Annotated in this window: 18 protein-coding genes; 7 read left to right on the top strand and 11 right to left on the bottom strand. The window is 67.9% G+C overall.

The window, feature by feature from the left end:
• Positions 1-51: 51 nt before the first annotated feature.
• From ACFOW8_RS27470 to ACFOW8_RS27445, 6 genes are all read left to right on the top strand, one after another.
• Positions 52-1,728 (top strand): fumarate hydratase, encoded by a 1,677-nt coding sequence (locus ACFOW8_RS27470; RefSeq protein WP_378554451.1) that lies wholly within the window; start codon positions 52-54, stop codon positions 1,726-1,728.
• A gap of 171 nt (positions 1,729-1,899) precedes the next feature.
• Positions 1,900-2,295 (top strand): putative copper homeostasis (lipo)protein LpqS, encoded by a 396-nt coding sequence (gene lpqS, locus ACFOW8_RS27465; protein WP_378554450.1) that lies wholly within the window; start codon positions 1,900-1,902, stop codon positions 2,293-2,295.
• Positions 2,296-2,395: 100 nt separating this feature from the next.
• On the top strand, positions 2,396-3,502 hold the full coding sequence (locus ACFOW8_RS27460; protein WP_378554449.1) for a PLP-dependent cysteine synthase family protein: 1,107 nt from the start codon (positions 2,396-2,398) through the stop codon (positions 3,500-3,502).
• Complete coding sequence (locus ACFOW8_RS27455; protein WP_378554448.1) at positions 3,499-4,878, top strand: MFS transporter; 1,380 nt, start codon at positions 3,499-3,501, stop codon at positions 4,876-4,878. The genes ACFOW8_RS27460 and ACFOW8_RS27455 overlap by 4 nt, the downstream gene beginning before the upstream one ends.
• Before the next feature lie 241 nt (positions 4,879-5,119).
• Entirely contained in the window at positions 5,120-5,638 is a 519-nt protein-coding gene (locus tag ACFOW8_RS27450) for a M15 family metallopeptidase (protein WP_378554447.1), read from the top strand.
• 343 nt (positions 5,639-5,981) lie between these two features.
• Positions 5,982-6,776, top strand: a complete 795-nt coding sequence (locus ACFOW8_RS27445) for an AAA family ATPase (protein WP_378554446.1) — start codon at positions 5,982-5,984, stop codon at positions 6,774-6,776.
• 589 nt (positions 6,777-7,365) lie between these two features.
• On the opposite strand, the gene ACFOW8_RS27440 is transcribed toward ACFOW8_RS27445, so the two are convergent.
• The 10 genes from ACFOW8_RS27440 to ACFOW8_RS27395 all read right to left on the bottom strand — a co-directional run bounded on the left by ACFOW8_RS27440 (position 7,366) and on the right by ACFOW8_RS27395 (position 24,784).
• Complete coding sequence (locus ACFOW8_RS27440; protein WP_378554445.1) at positions 7,366-7,812, bottom strand: hypothetical protein; 447 nt, start codon at positions 7,810-7,812, stop codon at positions 7,366-7,368.
• A gap of 617 nt (positions 7,813-8,429) precedes the next feature.
• Positions 8,430-8,666 (bottom strand): hypothetical protein, encoded by a 237-nt coding sequence (locus tag ACFOW8_RS27435; protein WP_378554444.1) that lies wholly within the window; start codon positions 8,664-8,666, stop codon positions 8,430-8,432.
• 719 nt (positions 8,667-9,385) lie between these two features.
• Positions 9,386-9,730 carry a hypothetical protein gene (locus ACFOW8_RS27430; RefSeq protein WP_378554443.1) on the bottom strand — a complete coding sequence of 115 codons (345 nt, stop codon included), beginning with the start codon at positions 9,728-9,730 and terminating at the stop codon, positions 9,386-9,388.
• Positions 9,731-9,769: 39 nt separating this feature from the next.
• Complete coding sequence (locus ACFOW8_RS27425) at positions 9,770-15,220, bottom strand: putative T7SS-secreted protein (RefSeq protein ID WP_378554442.1); 5,451 nt, start codon at positions 15,218-15,220, stop codon at positions 9,770-9,772.
• Positions 15,221-15,226: 6 nt separating this feature from the next.
• Complete coding sequence (locus ACFOW8_RS27420) at positions 15,227-15,832, bottom strand: hypothetical protein (protein ID WP_378554441.1); 606 nt, start codon at positions 15,830-15,832, stop codon at positions 15,227-15,229.
• Positions 15,825-16,205, bottom strand: coding sequence for a hypothetical protein (locus ACFOW8_RS27415; RefSeq protein ID WP_378554439.1), 381 nt, complete (start codon positions 16,203-16,205; stop codon positions 15,825-15,827). The genes ACFOW8_RS27420 and ACFOW8_RS27415 overlap by 8 nt, the downstream gene beginning before the upstream one ends.
• 134 nt (positions 16,206-16,339) lie before the next feature.
• On the bottom strand, positions 16,340-20,635 hold the full coding sequence (locus ACFOW8_RS27410) for a TIGR02680 family protein (RefSeq protein WP_378554438.1): 4,296 nt from the start codon (positions 20,633-20,635) through the stop codon (positions 16,340-16,342).
• A 2-nt stretch (positions 20,636-20,637) separates the two neighbouring features.
• Positions 20,638-22,008: a TIGR02678 family protein gene (locus ACFOW8_RS27405; protein ID WP_378554437.1), complete on the bottom strand. Its 1,371-nt coding sequence runs from the start codon at positions 22,006-22,008 to the stop codon at positions 20,638-20,640.
• Positions 22,005-23,561, bottom strand: a complete 1,557-nt coding sequence (locus ACFOW8_RS27400; RefSeq protein ID WP_378554436.1) for a TIGR02677 family protein — start codon at positions 23,559-23,561, stop codon at positions 22,005-22,007. Before ACFOW8_RS27400 ends, ACFOW8_RS27405 begins: the two co-directional genes overlap by 4 nt.
• An 83-nt stretch (positions 23,562-23,644) precedes the next feature.
• Positions 23,645-24,784, bottom strand: coding sequence for an XRE family transcriptional regulator (locus ACFOW8_RS27395; protein ID WP_378554434.1), 1,140 nt, complete (start codon positions 24,782-24,784; stop codon positions 23,645-23,647).
• Positions 24,785-25,122: 338 nt separating this feature from the next.
• Here ACFOW8_RS27395 and ACFOW8_RS27390 point away from each other — a divergent pair, with 338 nt between their 5' ends.
• The gene (locus tag ACFOW8_RS27390) at positions 25,123-25,428 is read left to right on the top strand and encodes a hypothetical protein (protein WP_378554432.1); all 306 of its coding nucleotides are present in this window, start codon (positions 25,123-25,125) and stop codon (positions 25,426-25,428) included.
• 75 nt (positions 25,429-25,503) lie between these two features.
• On the opposite strand, the gene ACFOW8_RS27385 is transcribed toward ACFOW8_RS27390, so the two are convergent.
• Positions 25,504-26,388 carry a PAC2 family protein gene (locus ACFOW8_RS27385; protein ID WP_378554431.1) on the bottom strand — a complete coding sequence of 295 codons (885 nt, stop codon included), beginning with the start codon at positions 26,386-26,388 and terminating at the stop codon, positions 25,504-25,506.
• Between the last annotated feature and the right edge of the window lie 90 nt (positions 26,389-26,478).

Genomic DNA, 26,478 nt, shown 5'->3' with positions numbered 1-26,478 from the left:
CTCGATAGGCTCCGGGGGCTTGCCTGACCTGCCACCCGAGGAGTGCGATTCGTGACCGCGCCGGAGTTCCGCTATTCCGATCTGCTGCCGATCGGCGCCGACGACACCCCGTACCGTCTGCTCACCACCGAAGGCGTCAGCACCTTCGAGCACAACGGCCGGACCTTCCTGCAGGTCGAGCCGGAGGCACTGCGGCTGCTCACCGAGACCGCGATCCACGACATCAGCCACTACCTGCGCCCCGCCCATCTGCGGCAGCTCCGCAAGATCATCGACGATCCCGAGTCCTCGGGTAACGACCGCTTCGTCGCGCTGGACCTGCTGAAGAACCTCAACATCTCGGCGGGCGGCGTGCTGCCCATGTGCCAGGACACCGGCACCGCGATCGTGATGGGCAAGAAGAGCGAGGGCGTGCTCACCGGCGTCGACGACGCCGAGTGGATCAGCCGCGGTGTGTTCGACGCCTACTCCACGCTGAACCTGCGCTACTCCCAGCTCGCCCCCATCACCATGTGGGACGAGAAGAACACCGGCTCCAACCTGCCCGCCCAGATCGAGCTGTACTCGACCGAGGGCGACGCCGACAACCCGGTCTACAAGTTCCTGTTCATGGCCAAGGGCGGCGGCTCGGCCAACAAGTCGTTCCTGTACCAGGAGACCAAGGCCGTCCTCAACCCCGAGCGCATGCTCGAGTTCCTCGACGAGAAGATCCGTTCGCTCGGCACCGCCGCCTGCCCGCCCTACCACCTCGCCGTGGTGATCGGCGGCACCAGCGCCGAATTCGCCTTGAAGACGGCCAAATACGCCTCGGCGCACTACCTGGACAACCTGCCCACCGAGGGCTCGATCACCGGCCACGCCTTCCGTGATCTGGAGCTCGAGGAGGAGGTCTTCCAGCTCACCCGCGAGTTCGGCATCGGCGCCCAGTTCGGCGGCAAGTACTTCTGCCACGACGTGCGCGTGGTCCGCCTGCCCCGGCACGGCGCCTCCTGCCCGGTCGCCATCGCGGTGTCCTGCTCGGCCGACCGTCAGGCGCTGGCCAAGATCACCAAAGACGGCATCTTCCTGGAACAGCTGGAAACCGAACCGGCCCAGTACCTGCCGGAGCAGACCGAGCAGATCCTCGGTGGCGACGTGGTGCAGATCGACCTGAACCGGCCGATGGACGAGATCCGCGCCGAACTGTCGAAATACCCGGTGAAGACCCGCCTTTCGCTCACCGGCCCGCTGGTCGTCGCCCGCGATATCGCGCACGCCAAGATCAAGGAACGCCTCGACGCGGGCGAGCCGATGCCCCAATACCTGCGCGATATGGCCGTCTACTACGCCGGTCCGGCCAAGACCCCCGATGGCTACGCGTCGGGGTCCTTCGGGCCGACCACGGCAGGCCGCATGGACTCCTACGTCGACCAGTTCCAGGCCGCGGGCGGCTCGATGATCATGCTGGCCAAGGGAAATCGCTCCGCCCAGGTCACCAAGGCGTGCAACGAGCACGGCGGCTTCTACCTCGGTTCCATCGGTGGCCCGGCCGCCCGCCTGGCGCTGGACTGCATCAAGAACGTCGAGGTCCTGGAGTACCCGGAGCTCGGTATGGAAGCGGTGTGGAAGATCGACGTGGAGGACTTCCCGGCGTTCATCGTCGTCGACGACAAGGGCAACGACTTCTTCGCCGAAACGTCCAAGCCGATCGCCCTGCGGGTGCGTACCCGATCCAAGGAACGCGTGTAGTTCCCCGCCCGTTCCGAACGACTCCGGCCCCGTCCCGCCCCTGTGCGCGACGGGGCCGAGTTGTCGGGCGTTCGTGCGCGAAACGCGGTCCGGCACCGGGCTGATCAGGGTCTACGCCGATGCGTAGTAGGTTGGTCGGCGGAGTTCGTCGACGCGCGGGAAGGAGCAACGGTGGGTCACCCGGCTGACCGTCGTCCCCGCCCCGCCCGGATCCTGTTCGCCGTGCTGGCCGTCGTGGCCGCGGTGGGTGCCCTCATGATCGACTGCGGCACGGCGCAGCACGACGACCATCACGGCACCGGTGTCGGGGCAGGCCTGGTCGCCGTGGTCGCCGACGGCGCGGGCCACCTGCCCGATCTGCCGCTGCCCGACCACTGCGTCGCCGGGGTCCCCGGCCCGGCCGACGGGCTCATCCTGCCGGTACTCGCCCTGCTCGGCGCCATCGCCGTCGTGCTCGTCACCGGCCTCGGCGCGCTCCCCGCGACCGGACGCGGCCCGCCGCGGTCGGCGCCGCGCTCGCGCGGCGGCCGCATCGTCCTCACTCAGTTCTGCATCTGTCGACGCTGATCGGTCAGCGCCAGGCGGGCCAACACCTGGCCCGCCGGTGTCCGCTGCCCGTTCACGTCCGTTCCGCTGTGCCAGGCGGACGACACAGAAAGCGACAGATATGCAGGAATTCGTGCTCGACCGGACCGCCGCCGCGATCGCAGACCGGCCACAGGCGCTGGTGGGAAACACCCCGGTGATGTGGGTGGGGGCCCCGCTTGCCGCCGCCGACCGTGGGTTCTGGGCCAAGCTGGAAGGGTTCAATCCCGGTGGTATGAAGGACCGTCCCGCCCTGCACATGGTGCGCAGGGCGCGCGAACGCGGCGAGCTCGCACCGGGCGCACGGATCATCGAATCCAGCAGCGGCACACTCGGGCTCGGCCTCGCGCTGGCCGGGCTCGTGCACGGGCATCCGGTGACCGTGGTGACCGATCCCGGACTGGAACCGATCGTCGCCCGCATGCTCGCCGCCTTCGGCGCGCGGGTAGAGCTGGTGGCGCGCCCGCATGCCACCGGCGGATGGCAGCAGGCGCGGCGCGACCGGGTGGCCGAGCTGCTCGCCGCCGAGCCGGCCGCCTGGTGCCCCGACCAGTACGGCAATCCGGACGCCGCCGACGGCTACACCGGGCTCGCCACCGAACTGCTCGAGCAGATCGGACAGGTCGACGTGCTGGTGTGCGCGGTGGGCACCGGCGGCCATTCCGCCGGTGTCGCACGGGAACTGCGCAGACATCAGCCACGGCTGCGCCTCATCGGCGTCGACACCGTGGCCTCGACCATCTTCGGTCAGCCCGCGGGCCCCCGCCTGATGCGCGGCCTCGGCTCGAGCATCCGCCCGGCCAATGTCGACTACGCCGCGTTCGACGAAATCCACTGGGTGGCACCGGCGGAGGCGGTGTGGGCGTGCCGCACCCTGGCCGCCACGCACTACGCCACCGGCGGCTGGAGCGTCGGCGCCGTCGCGCTGGTCGCGGGCTGGGTGGCCAGGCGGACCGATCCGGGAACACGGATCGTCGCGATCTTCCCCGACGGCCCGCACCGCTATTTCGACACCGTGTACAACGACGCCTACTGCCGCGACCACGGCCTGCTCACCGGTCCACCGCCGCTGGACCCGGCGACCATGGCGCATCCGGCCGAACGGGTGGTCGGTTCGTGGACGCGCTGCGCGACCGTCGTCGACCCGGCCACCGCGTCCGGACCGGGCACCGGGTTGGTGACCGCGTGAGAACCTTGCGCGCGTTCGCCGGATTCGACACGCCCGCCCGGCTACTGATGCTCAACCAGTTCGGCATCAACTTCGGGTTCTACATGCTGATGCCGTATCTGGCCGGCTACCTGTCGGGCCCGCTCGGTCTCGCGGCCTGGGCGGTCGGCCTGGTCCTCGGCGTGCGGAACTTCTCCCAGCAGGGCATGTTCCTGCTCGGCGGCACGCTGGCCGACCGGCTCGGCTACAAACCGCTCATCGTCGCCGGCTGTCTGCTGCGCACCGCCGGCTTCGCGGCCCTGATCTTCGCCACCACGCTGCCGATGCTGCTGATCGCTTCGGCTGCAACGGGTTTCGCTGGTGCGCTGTTCAATCCCGCGGTGCGTGCCTACCTGGCGACCGAGGCGGGGGAGCGGCGGGTGGAAGCCTTCGCCGTGTTCAACGTGTTCTATCAGGCGGGGATCCTCGCCGGACCGCTCGTCGGCGTGGCGCTGCTCGGACTGGACTTCCGGTGGACGGCCGCGGGCGCGGCGGTGATCTTCGCGTTGCTGTCGGTGGCGCAATTGTGTGCGCTGCCGCAACGCCGGGGCGAGACCACGTCGACCTCGGTGCTCGCCGACTGGCGCGCGATCGCGGGGAACCGGCGCTTCCTCGCCTTCGCCGTGGCGATGGGCGGGTCGTATGTGCTCTCGTTTCAGGTGTATCTGGCGCTGCCGCTGCAGGCCGAGGTCGTCTCGGCGGGTAGTGCCCAGCTCCTCACGGCCTCGGTGTTCGTGGTCTCCGGCATCGTCACCGTCGCCGGGCAGCTGCGGATCACGGCCTGGTTCCGGGCCCGGTGGGGCACCGGGGGCGGGCTCGTCGCCGGACTCGGGGTGCTGGCGGTGGCGTTCCTGCCGCTCGCGCTGGTGCCGGGTCCGGCGCGGTGGGGGCCGGTCGCGGCGGCGGTGGCCGTGCTGCTCGCGGCCGCGGTGCTCGCGGTGGGCAGTGCCGCGGTCTTCCCGTTCGAGATGGATACGGTGGTCGCGATGTCCGGTGGCAGGCTGGTCGCGACGCACTACGGCTTCTACAACACGATCGTCGGCGTCGCGATCCTGGCGGGGAACCTGGCCACCGGGGCGGTCTTCGGGCTCGCCCGCTCAGCGGGTGCCGACCGGCTGGTGTGGGCGGGGCTCGTCCTGATCGGGGCGGTCACCGCGGTGGCCGTGCACCGGGCGGTCCGGCCGGTCCAGGGCAGGCACCGGCGCCGCGCGGCGCTGCCCGCGTATACCGCGGCACCCGGCAGGTGGCCGGTGCGCACCGGCGAGGAGCCGGGCGGTCCCGGTCACGCCCCGGTGGGTACCGGTCCCGACCCTGCCCGCGCCGTGCGCGGTCCGGCACGCACCGCCGGGGCGCGGTGACTCGCGGCGGTCATCGGTGACTCCGTCCGGGCCACACGGGTAGCGTTCCGATCCGTGCCGTTCATGGTCCGGTCGGCACCGGCCCCCGGATGGTCCGCACTGCGTGACTCGGTGCGGGCGGTGCCGTGCGTGATCCGGTCGGCATCGCCCGGACCCGTGCTGCGGCGGCCGTCGTCGCCGGGGCGGTGCCGGTCCGCCGGACGGTGGGCGCGTACACCCGGCCGGTCGATACACTCCGGGCATGACGACAGCGCTCGGCCGGGTGGCCGCCCGGATACTGGTGACTTCGACGGCCGCTGTCGCGGTGACCGCGATCGGTGCCGGTGTCGGTGGAACCGCCCCCGGTCCGGCCGACCCGCGTGCGCAGTTCCAGTCGGCGGCGGGCACCGAGGGCCTCGACCCGCCGCTGGCCCTGGCCTACACCCTCGCCGAACAGCAGGCACACACCGAGGGCATACCGCTGTCGATCACCTCCGGCCACCGCACCCATGCCCAGCAGGACGCGTTGTGGCAGGACGGTCTGGCCACCTACGGCAGCCCCGGGGAGGCGCGTCGCTGGGTGCTGCCACCGGAGGAGTCGACTCACGTCTCTGGTCACGCCGTCGATGTCGGTCCCTGGGAGGGCGCGGCCTGGCTCGAGACCAACGGCAATCGCTGGGGGCTGTGCCGAACCTTCGACAACGAGTGGTGGCACTTCGAGCTGGTCACCGCGCCGGGCGCGCCGTGCCCGCCACGGGTGCCGGACGCGAGCCTGCGCTGACCGGCACCGGCGCCCTGCCCGGTGTGCGGTAGCCCGCTGCCAACCGCCCGTCGCATCACCTGCACGATCGGCCCGCTCACCGATCCGCAGGCGCACGGACTCGACCCGGCGCTCGCCTCCACGTGGTGATGCCCTCGGTGCCCGGCTTCGCCTTCTCGGCGGCACCACACGAGACCGGGATGACCCCCGCCGTGGTCGCCAGGATGTGGACGTGGTGCGCCGCCGGCGAGTCGAGACGGCAGGCCAGCTGATGGGACCATAGTTATCGGGAGTATGGTCCCATCACCGAAGGGGTTTCGTACGCGACGATTCCCCTTCCGACCTTTCCGATTTCGACGGCTGGGTGACCCGCGCGGTCCTGAGCCCCGAGAGTCCGTTGTTCCGTGAAGCCCGCTACCTACTCTCCTACGAACCGGAGATCCGTGACGCAGGCCTATACCACGGTGTGCTTGCCGCCGTCGCCGCCGGAAACGCGACCCGCGGCGGCATCGCCGGCTACATCGGGCGCAAGAACGCCGATATCGCCCACCCGCTCGACGTTCTCGAAGACGCTGGGCTGCTCACGCGGGAAGCCGATGCCTTCCGCGACAACCGCACCTACCACCGCATCGCGGAACCGTTGATCACCTTCTACTACAGCGTGATGCGGCCGGTCTGGAGTCAGCTCGAACTTCCCGGCTCCGCCGACCGGGTGTGGCCGACCAGGCAGCGACAGTTCGTCAGCGATGTCCTCGGCCCATGTTTTGAGACCCTCTGCCGCCAGTGGGCGATGTTCTACGCAGCGCCTGGCACATTCGCTGACCTCCCCGCCCGGGTGAGTGGCGGTGTCGTGAACGACCCGGGGAGCAAGACCACCCACGAAGTCGATGTCGTGGTGATCGGTCCGTCCGACGGCGGCACTCCTGCGGCGCTGTCGATCGGCGAATGCAAAACCAACGAAACGATGGGCCTCGGCCACCTGCAGCACCTGCGCCACATCAAGGAACTCATCCGCCGCGGTGGCCGCTACGACACCCGCGAAACCAAGCTCACCTGCTACTCCGCGCACGGATTCACCCCCGAACTCCTTGACCTCGCCGAAACGGCCGACGACGTGCGACTGGTTGGGCTCGACGACATCTACTCCGTGAGTTACTGAGGATCACCACAGTGTTCTGTCTGTCGCAGTGGCTACTCGTACGTCAAACCCGCGAATATCAAGAGGGCAACAAATTTCCAATCCGAAGGCTTGTCGGAGATTCCCAGCCGGATTCGAGCGCACCGGCGGGTCGTCGTGGCTTTCGGTGCGGCGACGTTGTCTATGCGCTGCCGGTAGATCGTCATCTCGCAGCCATCGTCGGTGCATCTGAACCCGGGGCAGACGCACCCGCAGTCTGGTCGGGTGCCCGACGACGGGCAGGTCGGTCAGGACGCGGTCGACATGGTCCCGCAATCGTCCGGGCTGCAGGCATGCCGGGCAGGCCGGATCCGTCTCGACGGGCCAGCACTCGATCCATGTGAGGTCCTCGGCGATGGCGGCACCGGTGATGGTGACCCCGAGTTCAACGGTTCGGTAGATGGTGTCGGCGACAAGGCACGTGGGCTCAGGCATGGGTCCTGTGGGTGGTCGACAAGGCGTGTAGGAACCCTCATCGTCACACCCCAGTACCTGCCTACATGTTGTGGTCTCCAACCTTTCACTGGACACCTGTCTACGCACCGTTGATCAGGAAGTGCCCATATACCTCTCAGAGTATGCGATAGAATCCGAGGATGCGGTATTCATCATCGTGGGTCATGGCTACTGAACGCTCGTCCTCGGCGATGAAATCAAGACTGTCGCCGAGATTGTCGCGAAGGGATTTCAGCCAGCGAGCATCCTTGATCCGGCAGTCAAGGTACGAGAAGTTCTCCATTCCGGTATAGCAGTAGAAGCGGTCTCCGATATTGGCATTTCTGAGAAGTTCGTGATACCAGGCCAGAATAGCATCCTCGGGCTCGGTGTCATCGATGCCTAAGTTTGGCTTCGTGGAGGTGTGGCCGAACTCGCGGAGGGCATCCAGCGCGGCTGGCGATATCGAGTCAGGCTGCCGATAGCCCTCGACTTCGATACCGACAAGCTGATTTTCAAGTTGCTGTAATTGAACCTTCTCTCGGTGAAGGATGAGCTTCTTCTGCAGCTCGCTGCTGGCCATGTCTACCTCGCGGAATAATAGTAGTGATGCTTTTCGCCAATCGGATCATTGTGGCGCACTGACCCCCGGAATCCGCCCCTCGTCAAACATCTTCAACGCATTTCAGGCGCGACGCACTAGGTATCGGTCGGGAATACGTATAGCCTACTAGGGTAGATGCAAGCTACCTGACCAACACGGATTGGAGTGCAGGGGTTGGCAGGTTCGAGCAAAAGATTCCCGGGTTTCAGATCGAGTGTGACGACTCCGTCGTCAAAGATTGTGGTTACCGTGCCGCAGACAACAAGCTGTTCATTGTTCAAGTAGATTCCTTCTTTAGGTGGGTTGGAATCATAGACTCGGATTTCTGACAGTTCATCACCGGGTTCAACTTCAACGTCATACTGAACACCCTGGACTCCAGGTCTACTCCCTGACCATACTGCGGGCCAGTCGCCACTGTGTGATCTGACCACGCCCGATGTTCCGGTTGGGATGTCGGTCAGTGGGGTTATCAGCATCACCATGCTCCCTTCGGGAACGGCACTCGAACAGCTCGATTATCGAGGTGCCATGAGTTTGCGGACGGGCTATAGGTCCAAGACTCCAGAAATCATGTTCTATCTGTGCAAGTCAGGTCAGAAGAGTGTTTGTCCCGGTTCGGTAGTGTGATCGAGGCAGCGGCGGAACGCGCCGAGGTCGATGCGGTCTTCGGCGCAGATCGTTTCAATGATGAAGGGGTGATCCGCACGTCTCTGAAGATGGGTAGCTGCCGTTCTTTGGTTGTTCATAGGTTGGTTGTGGTGCGAAATCATAGTGCCGTAAACCGATTCAGGTTGCGCCGACAGTGTTCCGCAAAGCACCTGGCTAATCATGAAACTCCGAGCAGCGCGAGGCCGTTGGAAGCCCAATTCAGTCAGATGTGCTGCGAATGGTGGGCCATCTGCGCTCAAGCTCGGAGGCGACCATAGGAGAGATGGCTTGGCTGTTCTCGTATCCGACCGTCAGTCTCGCGCCTTCCCATCCGTCCAGCAGGTCGGGATCTGTGAGTAGCACTCGGAGATATCGGATATTGAAATCAAATGGAAGTTTCGGGCTTAATGCTGTAACGTCAGAGATGGTTCCGCCCTTGTTGAGAAGATCTCTCACGGCAGGGCGCAGGCTAGCTATCAGGGAAATTCGGTCTACGGCACTTGTCTCGTCTATGGGGTTGAGTGTGCAACGTTTCCTGGTAGGTGTCGCTTCTACGGAGCAGGTGACGCGATCGCCTTCTGGTAGTTGGTGCTGTCGAGATATGGTGGTCCGATTTCGCCAGTGGCACCGGATCCAAGATCGACAGTAAAGTGCATATCGGAAACGGCTTGGACAGTACCAACAACAATGGACCCATCGGGAATGCGTCCTGCCGAATCGGTTGTCATAATACAGCCTTTGGCAATCTTGCTCTGGGTCAACTTCGGTCTGTTTTAGAGGCATGCATCGTTCAAGTTGATCTACTGGTATCCGTTGCGCTAGTCTCGGACAATCATGGGAGGTGGGTCGACCGCTACTCTGGACGGTCCTTCCGCGCTACATCCAAATCGATCGGCGACGGCTAACGTTTGTCGCCGAACATTTCCATCCAATGTAATATCTGTGACTCGGTTTCGTCGGCAAGTAGCAAAGTGTAGTCGCGTGCGCCCCAAGCCGCGGTGATCATGGTAAGTTCGTCGCGTGGATACCCGGAGAGGAATTCAACAAGATTTCTCGTTTGTTCCAGCAGTTTCAGATTTCCCTTCGCATGTTTGAGTCTCCGCTTGTAGATGCGCAGTAGACCCAGCCTCGAGACGGTGTGGGTGTCGATCGAGTTTACGCTTTGGAGCCGGTGTAGGATTCTCTGGTTCAGAATTCCTCGGGAGGTGGCAGTGGTTGCCATTTGCATCAGGCGATCTCGTTCCACTTGCTTGCTCTCCTTCTCGCATCGTCTTGGGGCGAATGGTCAATTCTGCCCAGTGGTGCGCCAAGGTCCGCCAACCACTCTAACATCTGCGCCGGAGACCCTCCCCATAATGGTTACCTCGGATTCATCGTACGGATAGTCGATGCCACCGACGCGATGGTATCCAGGGCCGTCTGCATTCGGAATTCTCATTACGACGCCTGGCCCGGGTAGCTCCGTAGCTGCATCGAGTGCTACGTCTTCATAGTCTGTGGTCCACGAGGTGTATGGGCTCTCGGTATTTCCGCCCACATGTTGCCCGGCGCTTGCTGAACCGCCTCGGGGCTCCGCGATGCCTTCCAGTGCGTTTTGGTACATCCGCTGGAATTCTTCCGGGTCGAGGGGGCCCTGATGGGGAACACCTCGATACAGATACGGTGCGTCGCTCTGGTTCCAGGTCCCGCCGTTCGTATTGCCGCCACAGTCAGTATCGGGGCTGAGCCCAAGGGGATCTGACCATCTTGTCGGATTTCTTGGATAGGCCCTGTTATTGTCAGCAGGTATGAGGCCCAGTGGATCGCTTGTAGTGAACAAGCCAGTCGATGGATCGTAGATCCTGAAGAGGCTGAAATGCAGTCCTGATTCTTGATCGTAATATTGGCCTGGGCTTCGGAGGGGCGTGGAGTCTTCGCCGTGCCAGCAAACCGTGCCCCATAGATCGCAATGGGACCGTGAAGTGATGGAACATGTGTACGGTTCGACTAGCTCAGATGTCGCTCCGGTGTATCCATTCGGAAGTACGCGCTGTGTGGTACCTCCTTCAGCGTTCATGGATGACTGAAGCAGTGGAGTTAATGTTCTTGGTAGAAAATCCCATTGAAGCGTAGAGGAGTGCTGATGATCGTATTCAGATGTTAGCGAGTAGCCGTCCCAGAAGAAGGTCGTTCTAGCGAGAGTGTCTCGTGCAGCTTGTTGCTGTATCTGAGCCTTTTCGGTTCGGCGGCCATGGGCATCGTATTTATACTGCCACCATTCCTTCTCCGGCGTGTACACATCCGTCAGCTGGTCGAAGGCGTTGTAGCGGTAGTGCCAGACGGCGGGTTTGCGGGAGATGCGGGTGGTGACTTTGCGGATGAGGCGGCCGGCGGGGTCGTAGTAGTAGTGGTTGCGGCCGTCGCGGGTGAGGAGGTTGTTGTGGTATTCGCGGCCTTCCATTCGGGGTGGAACGGAAGGTGGGGTGGTTGCCGGGTCGGGGGTGGTGGGGAGGCTGGCGGTGATGTTGGAGAGGGCGTCGTATTCGTAGGCTTCGGTGAGGGTGTTGTCGCGGGTGATGGTGTTGACGCGGCCGATGGGGTCGAGGGTGTAGGTGGCGTGGGTGGTGCCGGTGTCGGGGTGGGTGGTGGTGTGGTGGGTGAGGTAGCCGTCGGGGCGGTAGGTGTAGTCGTCGCGGCGGATGGTGAAGGGGGTCGGGCGGTTGGCGGTGGTGTCGAAGTCGCCGAGGTCGAGGGTGTATTTCTCGGCGGGGAAGCCGGTGACTTCCTGGGAGGCGATGGTGCCGGTGGGGGTGAAGGTGCGGTCGATGCGGACTTCGCCGATGCGCCAGCCGGTGAGGCGGCCTGCGCGGTCGTGGGTGAAGGTGATGTCGGTGTTGTCGGCGGTCATGGCGGTGACGTGGCCGAGGGTGTTGTGGTGCCAGGTGGTGATGGCGCCGGTGGGGGTGGTGCGTTGGGTGCGGCGGCTGCGGTGGTCGTAGGTGTTGACCATGGGTGGCTGGTCGTCGAGTTGTTGGGTGGCGACCTGGCCGGTGGGGGTGTAGGTGAAACGCAGGGTGTGGGTGCGGGTTTCGTCGGTGCCGTTGACGGCGGTGAGGACGCGGCCTGCGGGGTCGTGGGTGTAGGCGAGGTATTCGCCGGTGTCGGCGGTGATGGAGGTGAGATTGCCGAGAACGTCGTAGCGGTGGTGGCGGGTGATGCCGGTGGCGGGGGTGACGGTGGCGATGCGGCCGGTGGCCGTGTGGGTGTAGGTGGTGGTGGCGCCGGTGTAGTCGGTTTCGGAGATGAGGCGGCGGGTGAGGTCGTAGTCGTAGGTCCAGCGCTGGCCAAGGGGGTTGATGACGGCGGTGAGCTGGAGTTCGGTGTTGTAGAGGTAGCGGGTGGTCGAGCCGTCGGGGTCGGTGCGGGTGGCGACCTTGTCGAAGCCGCCGTAGGTGTAGCGGGTGCGGCCGCCGTTGCGGTCGGTGTGGGTGAGGAGGTTGTTCTCACCGTCGTAGGTCCAGGTTTCGTGGTAGCCGTCGGGGTCGGTGCGGCGGGCCGGCTTCCCGGCTGGGGTCCACTCGTAGCGGGTGGTTTGTCCGAGCGGGTCGGTGACGCTGCTCGGGCGGCCGAACGGGTCGCGGGTGATGGTGGTGGTCGCGCCGTAGGGGTCGGTGATCGTGATCGGGAGTCCGGTCGCGTCGACGTCGATGCGGGTTATGCCGCCGTCGGGGTCGCGGACCTCGGTGACCGCGCCGATGTCGTTGTGGCTGAATTGGGTGCGCGCGCCTGCCGCGTCGGTGACGGCGACGAGGTTCCCCAGTTTGTCCCATTCGCGGTGCACGGTGGTGCCGTCGGCGTTGGTGATGGTGGCGGGACGGTTCGGGTAGGTGTAGTCGATGGTGATGTCGGTGCCGTCGGGGCGGGTGATCGTGGCGACATCGCCGTCGGCGGTGTAGGTGTAGCGGGTGGTCGCGCCGTCGGGTTCGGTGACCGCGAGCGGTTTGCGGTGCGGGTTGTAGTCGATGTGGCGGCGACCGCCGTCGGGCGCCACGATATCGCGCAGGCGCAGATCGGTGTCGAAGCCGTAACCGGTGGCGCCGCCGCGGGAGTCGGTCAGGCGGGTGAGTTTGCCACTGCCGTTACCGAATTCGACGTATTCGAAGTCGGCGTTCATCGTCCCGCCGAGGCCGCGCTGAGCGACGACGCGACCGGCTTCGTCGTAGGTATTGGCCACCCAGCTGCCGTTGTCGTCGGTCCACGACAGCATCCGGTGTTCGTTGTCGTAGGCGAAGCGGGTGGTGCCACCGATGCCGTTGGTCTCGGTGGTCAGCTCGCCGTGTTCGTAGCCGAATCGCCGGACAGTGGTGCGGAGTTCGCTGTCGTCGGCGGTGCCGAGTACAGACAGGGCAGTGACCCGGCCCGCCTCGGTGTCGACGCCGATCCGGTATCCGCCGGAATGGGAGATCTCGATCGGATCGCCATTGCTGTTGTAGTGGAAGCGGATCCGATTCTGGTGCCGGTCGGTGATCGCGGAGATCGCGAAGTTGCCCAGCAGGGTGTCAAGGCCGTCGAGGGCAGGTTCGGGCGCGAAGTGCCAGACCAGTTCCCGGTCCGGATCCCACAGGCGGTAGCCGCCGGTCTCGGTGCGGGTCAGCCGCCAGCGTTGTCCGCCTGCGATCGGCTCGACTCCGACACCGACCTCGGCATGCGGGTAGGGAAGCAGCATCCCGTCGTCGAAAACGACTGTTACACACTCTTCTTCGACAACCACGCGCAAGTCGAGCGTCGCGGACCATGAGGGGCCGAACCAACGGCCATGGCGGTAGTTCGAGTGATGCGCGCGTTTGAGAACGAGGCGCAGGATGCCGGGAAGGTCGATATCGGTGAGCGGAAGCAGGAACTCGCCGGTGGCGATGTTGACCGGGTCGCCGCCCTCGCACGTCTGATCGCGGGTGGAGTCGGTTTCGGGCGGATTCCGCTGCCCTTGCTCCCCGACACTCGGCTCGCCGTTGCCGCCGGCGTCTGTCGTCGCGCGGCCCTCGGGGGTGTTCGGTTGGTCAGGGGAACCGTCGGGGCCGGTGACACCTCCGGGTTGTGTGCCGTCATCCGGGTCGCCGCCTGCCGGTCCGTCGTCGTCCGGCTTGGCGGCGGGACTGCCCGGATCTGTCGCCGCCGAGGGGCTGTCACCCTCGGGATCGGTCGCAGTGGTGCCGTCCTCGTCATGGCGGGTGGCGGGATTGCCTGGATCGGTGGCAGCCACCGGGTTCTCGCCGTCGTGACGGTCCGGGGTGACCGGTGCTCCCGCGTCGTTGTCCGGTGACCGGCCCTCGGGTGAGGTGGACGCGGGGTTGGGGCTCGTTCCGTCCTGGTTCGGTGTGGTGGCGCCGTTGGGAGCGGCGTCGTCGGTGTGGGTGCCGGGGGTCGTGGTCTCCGGGGTTGTCGATCCTGCGTTGTCGGTGGTGGCGGCAGGATTTGTCGCGGCCGGATTGTCCGGTGTGGTGGCGGCGGGGTTGGTCGCTGGGGCTGCCGGAGCGGTCTCGGGTGCCGCTGGGTTGTCGGGCCTAGTGGTCGCGGGCTGAGTGCTCGGTGCGTCAGGACTGTTGCGACTGCCCGCCCCGGCGGCGTCGTCGATGACGCGCGTGACCCGAGACGCGTCGGATGCCTTGTCGACCACGGTGGCAGCCGTTTTCGCCGCACCGCCCGCACCGCCGGTCGCCACGGTCAACAAGGCGTCACCGGTGAGGGCACCCAGGGCTTCGGACGGGTTGGTCTTGAACCCGGCCAGCATGGCCGAAGCGGTCGCTTTCGGATCGGCGGCGGCCAACACCATGCCGGTACCCAGATCCGACATCTTCGACATGTACTCGGCCGGATGGGTCACGTTGTACAGGTCGGCGGGGTTGATCGCGCGAACGAACTGCACCATCCCGGTCAGTGAGGTGAGCAGCCCGGTGCTGAAGTTCAGTTTCGCGTGGTCGATCGCCGCGCCGAGGTCCTCGAAATTGGAACCCCACCGGGACAGGAACGGTGGTTCGGTCGGGGCCAGCGCGGTCGCGGCATCGATCGCCGTCACCGCCGTGTTCGCGGCATTGTCCCGCTGGGTCCGCGCGCCGGAGAGCATCGCCCTGGCGGCATTGCGCAGATCGGTCCAGGTGTCGGTGAGGTTCTTGCCCTCGCGCTGATCGTCGGTCAGCGCGTTCCATGCGTTTTTGCGGTCACGCTCTTCCTGATCGGCTTGCTGCCACTTCGCGATCGCCTCTTGCGCCTTGGTCTGCGCGGCGGTCACCTCATGCGACCACGCGTCAAGGGCGGCCTTCGCCTTGCCCATGGCATCGGCGCCGTCCCACCACAGTTTCGGCTGCTTGGCGAACTCTTCGTCGAACGCGGTCGCCGCGTCACCGGTCCAGTCAGCGGTATCGATCTTGCGGAGCGCGTCACCGGTCTGGTCGATCGCGGTGCCGATCGTGCCCAGGTGTTCGGTGACCTCGTTGATCTTGCCGACATCGCCGCGGATCAGCTCTTTCGGATCCTCGGTCTCGCCGAGTTCCTTCTCGGGCACCGATCCGCCGGTGGCGTCGACGACCTTGTCCCCGAGGTCGTCGAGCCACTCCGACAACCCATCGGCACCAACGGCTTTCGCGACCTTCGACTCCGCGTCGAGGACCGTGTTGTAGGCCTGGCCGACCTTCTCCGCCGCGGATTCGAGACCGTCCTCGATCGCATCGCCGACCCCGTTGAGAAAATCTCCGATACCCACCGGCCGCTATCCCCCCGCTTGCTGCTGCTCGTTCTGCTTCAGCCCGGCCAGATACTCGGCGACGCCGGTGTCACCGATCGGACTGTAGGCCTTGTCCGGATTGTCCAGCAGATACTGGCCCGCATCGCCAAGGGTGGAAACGTTCTCACCCATGTGGGAGAACGCGTCACCGAACGACGATGCGCTGTAGTCGTATTGGGTGGCCAGATTCCAGGTGTTGTTCGACAGCACCTGGTCCCAATCCATCTTCTCGATCTCGTCTTCCGACAGATGCGGATTCCCCGCCAGATGGGTGAACATCTGTTTGAGCGCGTTCGAGGCTTGCTGGTCCATCTGGTAGTAGCGGCCGGCGGACAGATCCAGAATCTCGGCGATGGCGTTGCCCGACTGCACCAGCGCCCGCACACCCCATGACCAGCGCTCAGCGAAAGTCTCGAAACTGTTCTGCACGTTGGCCTTTCCGGCCTCCATCGCCGACATGGTCAGTTGCGCGAAACCACGCCCCACCGCACCGGTCTCGCCGACACCCAGCTCCGAAAGCTCGCTGATGATCGAGGTGATCCCATTCGCGGCCTGCGTCAGCAGGGCGGGATCGACATTCACCTCAGACATCGGCGGGCACCTCCGGCGGGAAGGCCATCGGGTGGCTGCCCAGCATGTCGACCGCGACGCCGGTCGGATCCCGCTGGTCCTGTGCGAACGCACGCAGTCGACGACCGAGGAACGTATGGAATCGGTACTCCTGGCCAGCGTCCACCCCGCGCGCCGACATGAACTGGGCGTACTCACCGACCCCGGTGAACGCGCACACCCACGCCACCCCACCCGAGGACAGCGTGAAGATCCGATCCTCCGGTCCGATCAGCGGCACCAGCAGCGCCGACGACTCGAACGCGGCCATCAGCGCACCCGGCGCGCCGAACCCGGCGTAGAAGGCGTCGATCTCCGCGCGCAACCGGGCGCTGTCCACGTCGACTCGTGACATGGCGGTCCCCTCCCCTCGGACACACTGTAGCCCGAGAATTTCATCGGGCTGACGGCGCCGGTGTACCGGTGGCCGGTGAGCTGTGCCCGCGCGCGGTGCCAGGTCGCATCCGGTGACCAACGCGGTATCGGTGCTCAGCCCACCTGCACCGGCTCTCCCGGCATCCCTGCCAACGTGAGTCCACCTTCGATCGTGTTGGGGATGCGGCGGCGGTTGGGGGAGCCGAGGGCGGTGGTGAGGTCGCCGCCGTCGTGTTCGGCGAGGAGTTCGCCGCTGTCCCAGACCAGCAGGGTGGCGCTCACGGTGTTCTCGGCGGTGGAGTGGGCGAGGTCGTAGTGGGCGCAGCCGGGGACGTGGGCGTAGGTGATCCACAGGTCGTAGCCGGTCATGAACAGGTCGAGGTCGAATTGCACGCTCAGGCCGAGCAATTCGCTGCGGCCGTTGTCGTCGACACCGGCGAACGCCTCGTCGAGGGCGAGCAGGCGGGGGGCCTGCGGGTCGGCCGAGTCCAGCATGACGTGGGCGGCGGCGAACAGTGGCAGGTGCAGCGAGACCGACTGCTCGCCGCCGGACAGGGCGCTGTGCCGGGCCACGGTGAGTTTGTCCTCGGTGCCGTCGCCGGTGATGAGAGTGAACGAGAACACCCGCCACGACCGGTAATCGAGAGTGGCGGCGAGGATCTCGGGGTAGGAGCGTTCCGGGTGGGCGGTGCGGGCGGCCCGGATCTCGGCCGCGAAATGCGCGCGGACCGCACCCAGATCCTCGGGGCTCAGCGCGGCGGTGTCGCGATCGAGGAGCTTGCACATGGCGCGGGCGGCCTCGGACAGGCCGTCGGCCAGGACCCAGTGCACGCCGATGGTATTGCCCGAGGACATGCGGCGCTGCTTCATCTCCGCGCCCATCCGGGAGATGAGTTCGCGGGCGTCGGTGGTGCGTTCGTGGATCTGCTGGGCCAGCCCGGTCAGCAAGGCGTCCTCGAGAATGCGGCGTTCGGCGTCGGTGAGCAGCAGTTCCTGATCCCGGCGGGCGGCGTCGATGCGGGCGGCGAAGTCCGCGAGCGCGGCCTGGCCGTTCTCGTCGTGCACCGCGACCACGGTGAGCCCGTCGGCGGCATCCCAGTGCAGCCGGTAGTCGCGGCCCGACGCGGTGAGCGCGGCGTCGAACTCCTGCAGCGCGCTGGTGACGGCCGACCGGGTGGACTTGCGCCCGGCCTCGGTCGCCCTCACCTGTGCTGTGGCCGCGTCGAGGTCGGTGAACAGGGCCGCCACTTCGTCGGGCAGCACCACCGGGTCGACCTCCGGGCCCGCGGTGACGATCCGGTACTGCAATTGCTCGGGGGTGGACCACGCCGCGTCCGAACTCGGCCAGCGATGCTGCTCGGACGCGCCGAGCAGGCTCAACAGGTCGGGACGGGCATACGGCGCGAGCGAGCGGACCTCGGCCAGCACTTCGGTGAGCGCCGTGGCGAGTGCCTCGTTGGCGGTGCGGTAGGCCGCCTCGGCGTCGCCGACGGCCTCGATCGCGGCATTGGCGGCCTTGCGCGCCGCGCGCTGTTCGGCCTTGGCCGCCTCGATCGCGGCCCGCGCTGCCTCGAGTTCCCGATCGATGTCGGCGGCACCGGCGCCGAGCGCCTCGCGCAGGGTTTCCAGTTTCCGCTGCTGTTCGACGAAACCCTGCCGGGCGGCCTCGGCCTCCTCGGCGTAGGCCTCGGCCAGCGCGCGCGCCTCGTCGTGCCGGTCGGCGCCCTCGCGTTCGCGTTCGCGTTCGCGCTCGTGCTCGGCGCGCAGCCGCAGCAGGCCGGTGCCGGTGTTCTCGAAATGCCGGATGGCGGCGGCGAGCGCGTCGAGTTCGCGGGCCGCCCTCGGCGTGCGGTGCGCCTGGGCGGCGGCCCGCAGCTTCTTGTCCATCGCGGTGGCCTCGGCGACCGCCTGGTCGAGTTCGCGCTCGGCCTGCGCCACCGCCTCCGACCTGGACCGCATCAGTCCCGCTGTCTCGGCGACCGCGCGCAGGGCCGCGTTGATGGCCGACGGCCGGGGGAGCGCCTTCGCCGCGGCCGAGATCGCCGCCGATTCCGCAGCGGCAGTGGACTCTTCGGCCTCGGCGGCCTCGATCTCGGTCGTGGCTTCGGTGATGGCCGCGTCCAGCTCGGCCAGCCGTGCTTCCCGGCGCCGCGCCCGCGCCGTCGCCCCGAGGAACTCGGCCTCCGGCTTGGTGTGGTGGCCCAGGTGCAAGCCGTGCCGGAACGTGCCGGTGGCTCCGATCGAGACGGCGTGCGCACTGGCGAGGTCGGGCTGCGAGCGGGTGCCGACACCGACATCGTCGGGTAGAGCGGCATCATCGGCGAGGGCGATCGAGGCGAGGACGGCGGCGACGGTGTCCGTGGGGACGGACACGTCGGCGGAATCCTCTTCGACGACGAGGACTTCGGCCAGCGTGCGACCGGCGGGCCGTTCGGCGGTGGGTAGCGGGAGCAGGCGGCGGACGCCGGTGACCTCCCTGGGCAGGTCGGGGCCGCAGATCCAGGCGTCGAGCAGGCCCGCCGCGTGGAGCGCCGCCTCGATGCCCGCAGCCTGCGCCGGCGTCACGGCGTCGGCGAAGCGGACAAGACGCCACAGGGGAGCACCGGGCAGACCCGCGTGGTCGGAGGCGTCGGTGGGATGCGCCGGGGGCGCGTCGTCGCGCTCGGCCGCGACCCGTGTGCGTTCGGCGACAAGGGATTCCCGGCGGGCGGTAGCCGAAGCAGCGCGCGCCCGCGCCGCCTCGCGGCGGGTGCGGATCCGGTCACGCGCCGGTTCGCAGTACTCGGCCAGGACCTCCGGTGCCGTGGGCGCGTCCTCGGCGCCCGCACCGCCGAGCGCCGCCTCGAGCGCGGCGAACAGGTCGAGACGCTGGTCCGATCCCGCCGTGGCGGCAGCGAGCACACGGTCGGCATCGGCGAGTGCGGTGCCATGAGTGCTCCACCAATTTCGCAGGGCAGCAGCAGATTCCGTGCGGGCCAGCGCGACCGCCGCTTCGGTGTGCGCCACCTCGGCGGCGGCGGCGTCGCGCAGTTCCACCGCGCGCTCGGCGAGGCGCTGCGCGCGGGTGCGGTCGGCGGACAGGGATTCCCAGCGGCTCAATGCTTTCCGGACGGCGCGCACGTCGGCGTCGCGTTCCTCGGCGTGCCCGCGCACCGCCGCGGTGACCGCGTCGCCGCGACCGTCGGTGCTCGGCGGCACCCATTCGATGCCCGCCTCCTCGGCGGCGGCGCGCAGGGCGTCCTCGCCGCGGACGAGGGCGGCGGCCGCGGTGCGCACCGCCTCGGCGGCGCGCTCGGCCTCCTCGGCGCGGCGCTGCAGGGTGTGCCCGGCCGCGGCGGCCTTGTCCCGGTGCGCGGCGGCGGAGGTCTCCAGCCTGCGGACCGCGTCGGCGAGGTCGTCGAGCTGCTGTTTGCCCTCGTAGGCGCTGGAGCGCTGCAGGTTCTCGCGATCGGCGATGGCCTGTTCGTAGGCGCGGTCGGCATCCTCGGCTCTGGTCTCGGCCGCGGTGCGGTCGGTCTCCCGGCGGGTGCGCAACGCCGTGGCCGCGAACAGGGCCGTTGACGCGTTGGATACCGCGTCTAGCCGGGTGCGGACCTGGTCGATGTCGGTCTTCGCCTGCACCGCGAGGTACTTGCGGTACACCTCGACGAAGCGGCGGGTGGCGGTGTCGGCCTGCACCAGCCCGTCCAGGGTGCGCCCCACCTCCTCCATATCACTGAACGAGCGGGCCGCGTCGAGGATCAGTTGCTCGTCGAGCGGGCGCAGGCCGTCGGTGAGCGCCTGCGAGAGTCCGCGGGGGTCGAGGTTCTTGGCCAGCTGCGGCCTTCGCAGCGTGAGGATCAGGTTGATCAGCTGGTCGTAGCGCTGCGCGCCGAGCCCGAACATGCGGGCGTCGATCGCGGCGCGGTACTCGACCGGCCGGTCGACGATGGCGTCGCTGCCGATCTGCTCGGCCAGCTGCTTGCGGGTCAGCGGCCGGTCGTCCGGGCCGATCAGCGAGAAGTCGACCCCGGCGCGCCCGTCGGCGACGAAGTACCAGCGCGTCACCTTGTCCGAGGACCGGGTGGCACGCATCCCGATGCCGACCGTGACGACCTCGGGATCGTCCCAGTGGCCGCGCGCGAACTCCATCCACACATACGAGTACGCCGATTCCTGCTTGCGGTACAGCAGATTCGACTTCATGGTGCGTTCCTCACCCGCGAACGGATTGAGCCTGCGCGGCTCGATCCGCCCGTCGAGCACGAACGGGAACAGCACCTCGAGCGCCTTGGTCTTGCCGGAGCCGTTGGGCCCGCGCAGCACCAGCCTGCCGTCGGCGAAGCAGAACTCCTGATCACGGTAGTCCCACAGGTTCACGATGCCGGCCCTGGTCGGGACGAACCGCACTCCGCCGTGAATGAGCGACATTCTCAGTTCCCTCCCGGTGCCGTGCCGCCGGTGTCGGCGGCGGTGACGAACAATTCCTCGGCCCTGCGCATGCGCACGGTGACCACCGCGCCGCGATATCGGGCCAGCGCGGGCAGCACCAGCAGCCCGTCGTCGACCGGCCGGATCAGCCGCAGCCGGGCCAGCAGCGCCACCACCTCGGTGGTGAGCCCGCCGACATCGGCCTGCCACTGCGCGGCGAAGGTGGCGCCGTAGCGGTCGGTGAGCGCGGTGACGGTCTCGCGCACCCAGGCGTCGGTGAGGAACGGATAGCCGACCGGCTCGTCCGCGACCCCGGCGGCCGCCTCCGGTGCGGCCTCGGCGCCGTCGACATCCTCGGCCAGCGGCGCGAACACCCCCGCCTCGGGGATGGCCGCGTCGAGCTGCTCGGCGAGCGTGTCCCCGGCGCCGGGATCGGGCCGGTGCGGTACCGGATGGTCGATGTCGAGCACCACGTCGGCGATCTCGCCGATCAACAGCAACGCCACCTGGGCCAGCGTGCCGGTGCCGGGGAATCGGGTGTCGGACAACCGGCCCGAGGTATCGATCAGCGCGACACCCTCGGCCCTGCGCTCGGCCCGCAACCCCGTGCAGTACTCGACTTCGCCGACCAGGCGGTCCTGTTCGAGCAGCGAGCGCTCGGCGGCGGCCAGCTCGGCGTAGTACACCACCGGCCGCTCCACCAGAGCGCGCCGCACCCGGCGGGCCTGTTCGGCGGGAGCGGTCTCGGCGTCGCCGGCGAGCAGGCCGCGCACGCTGTGCAGATGCTGGAGCGCTCGCGGCGGCCGGAACAGCGCGAACACGACGGGACGGTCGATGTCGTAGAGGGCCTCGCCCGCGTCGGGGTCCGACGCCCAGCCGCCCGCGTCGCCGTCGGCCAGGGTCAGCGCGCCGCGCGCACCGAGCCACCCGACCGCGTCGACGAACGCGTCCCGGTCGGCGGCCCGCTCGGTCGCCAACTCCAGGCCATCGATCCGGCTCGCGTAGTCGGCGACGTGCTCGGCCAGCTCCGAGAGCGTGATCTGATCACCGGCCCGGCCGAGGGCGGCCAGCGCCAGCGACAGATACGCGTAGCGGCGCCGGTCGAACACCCGGTCGTTGGCACTGCGGGCGGGACGCCCGCCGTCGAGCCGGTCGTGCACCGGGTAGAGGCGGGCCGTGGTCTCGGTGACCTCGAGCCGGTACCCGAACAGCTCGGCCAGATCCTCACGCAGCTCGGTGGCCCAGCGCCGAATCAGCGGTAGCGCGATCCGGTCCGGGTACACCCTGGTGACCAGGTGATTGGCGAGTATCACCCGGGCGGCGCGCTGATAGCTGTCCAGCGCGAGGGCATCGATGCGGCGTTGCTGTCTCATCGGACCGACCCTCGCCGGGTCGTCGCGGTGACCTCGAGCCTGCGATTGTTCAGGTGCAGCAGCCCCGCCGCCGTGCGGATCACACTCGACCCGTCGCAGGGGCGTACCGTCAACGTGACGCCGTTGTCGGAACCCGTTGTGCCGTCGACCCGTCCGCTCACCGGCACCCACGCGGTCGACGCCGCGTCGAGCAGCCGCAACAGTACTTCGGTCTCGCGCGCGTCGAGTTCTCGTTCGTGCACCGCCCCGGTGGCCAGCGAGGCGGCGGCCGCCGCCCGCTCCCGCTGCGCCGCCAGCTGCGCCTCCCGCAGCCTGCGGATGCCTGCGTCGTTGCGCGCGATCCGCGCCGGTGCGCCCGCGCTCGGCGCGCGACCGGTCTCGGCCAGCGTTCGCGAGATCTCCAATGGTGGTGCGTCCCACCAGGATCGGCTCGCCGGGACCACCTCGGCGTCGGGATGCTCCAGCGCGAGGTGCCGTGGCCTGCCGAGCCCGAACACTGCGTCGTAGAGGGCGTGCGCGCTGTCGGTGGTCGGTGCCCCGACGAACCAGGCGGCCAGATGCCGCAGCGCCGACTCCCGGCTCACCCCACCGCGGCGGGTCTCGGTGACCCGCCGCAGCAGCGACAGCACCGCGGCGATCGCACTCATCGTCGCCTCCCGCAGCCGGTCGGCCTCGCATCCGTCGGTCTGCTCACCCGCGGCCGTGACGAACCAAGTGCGCAGTCCGTCCCAGCGCGCGCGCCAGTCCGCCGCGCGTTCGGCGGAGCTCAGCAGTACCCGCTCGTCACAGCTCGCGGCCCGTTCGATCAGCCGGTCGACCCCGGTGTCCTCGACCTCGCCGATCGCGGCGGCCAGCCGGGGCGCGAACCTGGCCAGATCCATGCTGAACTCGCGCATGTGCGCGAGCAGAGCGTCCTTGTGCACCAGGAACGACTCCGGGGTGATCTCGGTGGTCCGCACCAGATCACCGAGCGACAGATAGAAGTGCGCCGCCCGCGCCGCCATGTCGGTGAGCGTCGCGTCCAGTCTGCGCAGGGTGGTGTACACGCGCTCGGCGTCGCCGTCGCGATTGGCGGCGGCGAGGGTGCGCAGGTCGGCGAGCAGTTCCGGCAGTACCAGCCGCGACAGCGACGCGTCGTCGGTTCTGGCGGTGAGCACGCCGGCCACCGCCAGATACGCCTGGAAGCCGGCCTGGGCGAACTGGTAGACGTAATGCCGGTTGCGGTACTCGGCGAGGGTGGCCGCGCGGGTGCCGTCGTAGCTGCGTTCCAGCACACCCCAGCGGTGCAGCTGCTCGAGCAGCGGGCCGATCTCGGCGGCCGAAAGCGGCACACCGGTGGGTCCGCCCGCCGCGCCCTGCTCCACCCTGGCGATCCACTCGGCCACATCGTCGGCGTGCAGCAACACCACGTACGCGGCGCGGGCGCTGTCGAAAGCGCGCAGCACCCGCAGGTAGTCGGCGCGCTTCTCGGCGGTCGCGAACGAGAACAACCGCAGGCGCTCGTCCCACAGGGCGGGGACAGCGCTGGGCAGGCCGTCGGCGAGGTCGGTCACCGTTGCGAGGTTAGCGGTGACCACCGACCGTTCCGGTCCACCCGCCCCGCCACGGCGTGCCAGGGTCCTCTGGTAGGCATCGCTCACCCCGCGTTGAGCGAGCGCAGCTGTTCGAGGAACGTCTGGGTGCGCGGGTCGCCGGGGTAGCGCGCGATGATCTCGCGCGCCGCCTCACCCGCGATCCAGACCAGCGAGGGCAGCGAACGCCTGCCCGCGCCGAACGCGGCGACGCCCTCGTCGACGGCCCGCTCCAGGTCACGGTCGCGTACCGCCACCACCGCCAGGGTCAGCCGGGCCTCCGATACCCGCATCGGATTGCGGATCGTGCCGTCGGGCCTGGTCGAATCGCTGATCACCTGGTTGGCGTACCGCTCGGCGAGCCGGTCCTGCCCGGCGACGCGGCAGCAGTCCATCGCGTAGAAGTCGAACTTCGTCGCGTCGACGACGAAATGGTTGTCCAGATCGGCCGGATGACCGGTGCGCGCCAGGATCGCCCTGCCCTCGTCGAGCGCGTTCTGCACCGCCCTGCGGTCACCGAGCCTGGCCCAGCCCTTGGCGCGCTGGGCTGCCAGCTGCACACCGACACCCAGCGACGTGGTGCCCGGCATGGCCTTCTCCGACACGTCGATCGCGCCGCGGAAATTGCCCTGGGTGAGCGCGAACCAGGCCGACATCTCGGCCGCCCACGCCTGGATCTCGGGGTTGCCCGCTTCCTGACCCAGCGAATCCGCGGCCCTTCTGGTGGCCTCGGCGCCCGCTCTCCGCCCGAGGTCGTAGTCGACGCAACCGACCAGCAACGCGACCCACCCCGCCAGCACGAGTATCTCCCGGTGCTGGCTCAGGGTGAGCCTGCCGTCGAGCAGCGAGGTGATCCGGCGCAGCCAGGCGGTGCCCTCGGCGTGCAGCGCGTGCGGGTCGGCGTAGGCGTACTCGCAGCACAGCCGCTCGGCGGTGATCCGCACCGCGTCCAGGGTCGCGCTGTTGACATCGGACATCCGCAGCCTGCCGATGAACTCCAGGGTGTCCATCCCGGTTGCCGATAACAGCTCGTCATCGCGGTTGGGCCTGGCCTTGGGAAAGAACGTGGCGGGGACGGTGTCGAACGCGGCCGCGATGATCGGCGCGTAGAACTCGTCGGGGCGCGATTCGCCGGACTCCCAGCGGCGCCAGTTGCGGAGCAGGGTACTGTCCGTCGGCAGGTTGTGGGAGGACTTGGCACGCATCGCGCGGACGGCATCGGCTTGCGACCACCCCCTCGCGTCACGTTCCGAGCGCATCCGGACAGCCCAGACGGGTCGATCATCAGTTGCGGTCACGGCGGTAGTATCCCACCAGTTAACGTTCGGCGTCCCGAATAGGGCATGTAGATGTCATCGGCTTGACATCTGCTGCGGACGGCGGCGAATCCGCATGCTGTAAGTAGGTGCTCGGCCCGCAGACCGGGCACCCGTCCCGCCGGAGAGCTTGCGGGGCAACGCAGTACCCCCGCGCGGCGCACGGCGCGGCGCGGGGGGATCAGATCCGACAACAGAACAGCGATCCCAATCCAACGGAGGTTCGGGTGGAAGCGTTGATCTATGGATACTTGCGGGACGACCTGGCCGAAGGCCGGGGCGACCAATTGGAGGATGCGCTACGCAGCCTCGCTGATACCGCGGGCATGTGTTTCGCCGCGACTTTCCATGAATCGACCGCGGGTGACGGTGCGGCATTCGCCGAACTCACCCAGGAGCTGAAGCGCGCCGACGCGCACCACGTGGTGGTGCCGTCGCTGGATCACCTTGCCGGCCAGACGATCCCACGAGACATCCTGATCGCGAAGCTGGCCAGCGAGGCCGCCGCCCAGGTGCTCACCCTGGAGCGTTGACCGTGGCCTGCGCCGGATCCGAACCACCATCCCGGTAGCGGCCGCAGGGGTCGCCACCGCCGCCGAGCGCCGGGGCTACAGGCCGAAACCGCCAGGGCCCCGGCGCCGGAGGTACTTTTCGAACTCCGCGGCGATCGCGTCGCCATCGATCTTCGACATCGTCTCGTTGAGGTCGATCGCCGCGTCGCCGCGTTCCTCCAGCGAGCGCACGTACTCGCTGATCTCCTCGTCGCCGACGGTCATCTCGTTGACCGCCGCCTCCCACTCCTCGGCCTGCTTGGGCAGCTCGCCGAGCGGCACCTCGATGTCGAGCACGTCCTCGACCCGGTGCAGCAGCGCGATCGTGGCCTTCGGATTCGGCGGCTGCGAGACGTAGTGCGGTACCGCCGCCCAGAACGACACTGCGGGCACACCGGACTTGACGCACTGATCCTGCAGGACCCCGGTGATCCCCGTCGGGCCCTCGTACCTGGTCTGCTCCAGGTTGAACCGCTCGGCCGCTTCCGGGCTGTACGCCGAGCCGGTCACCGGCACCGGCCGGGTATGCGGGGTGTCGGCGAGCAACGCGCCGAGAATGACGACCGTCTCGACGCCGAGCTGTTCGATGAACTCGAGCAGGTCGTTGCAGAAGCTGCGCCACCGCATGTTCGGTTCGATCCCGCGCAGCAGCACCACGTCGCGGTCGCTGCCGGGCGGTGAGCACACCGAGAGCATGGTCGAGGGCCACTGGATCTCCCTGGTCACCCCGTCGACCTGGCGCACCGTCGGCCGGTTCACCTGATAGTCGTAATAGTCCTCGGAATCGAGCTCGGCGAGCGGCTCGGCATCCCAGATCAACTCCAGATGCTCGACCGCGCCACTGGCCGCGTCACCGGCGTCGTTCCAGCCCTCGAAGGCCGCGACCAGCACGGGATTGCGCAACGTCGGCAGTTCCGTCTCGGGGGTTTCACTGGCATCCACCAGGTCAGCCTAGTGTCTGCGGCGAATTGTTTTGTGGCGACCGGCGGTGTCGGGCGATTGTCGTCGCTGTTGTGGCCGGGACCACTCGGA

Origin of the sequence: Nocardia rhizosphaerae (assembly GCF_042650365.1) — a bacterium.
GTDB lineage: Bacteria > Actinomycetota > Actinomycetes > Mycobacteriales > Mycobacteriaceae > Nocardia > Nocardia rhizosphaerae.
The sequence above is the reverse complement of the archived record's forward strand: the minus strand, read 5'-3'. Positions and strand labels throughout refer to the sequence as shown.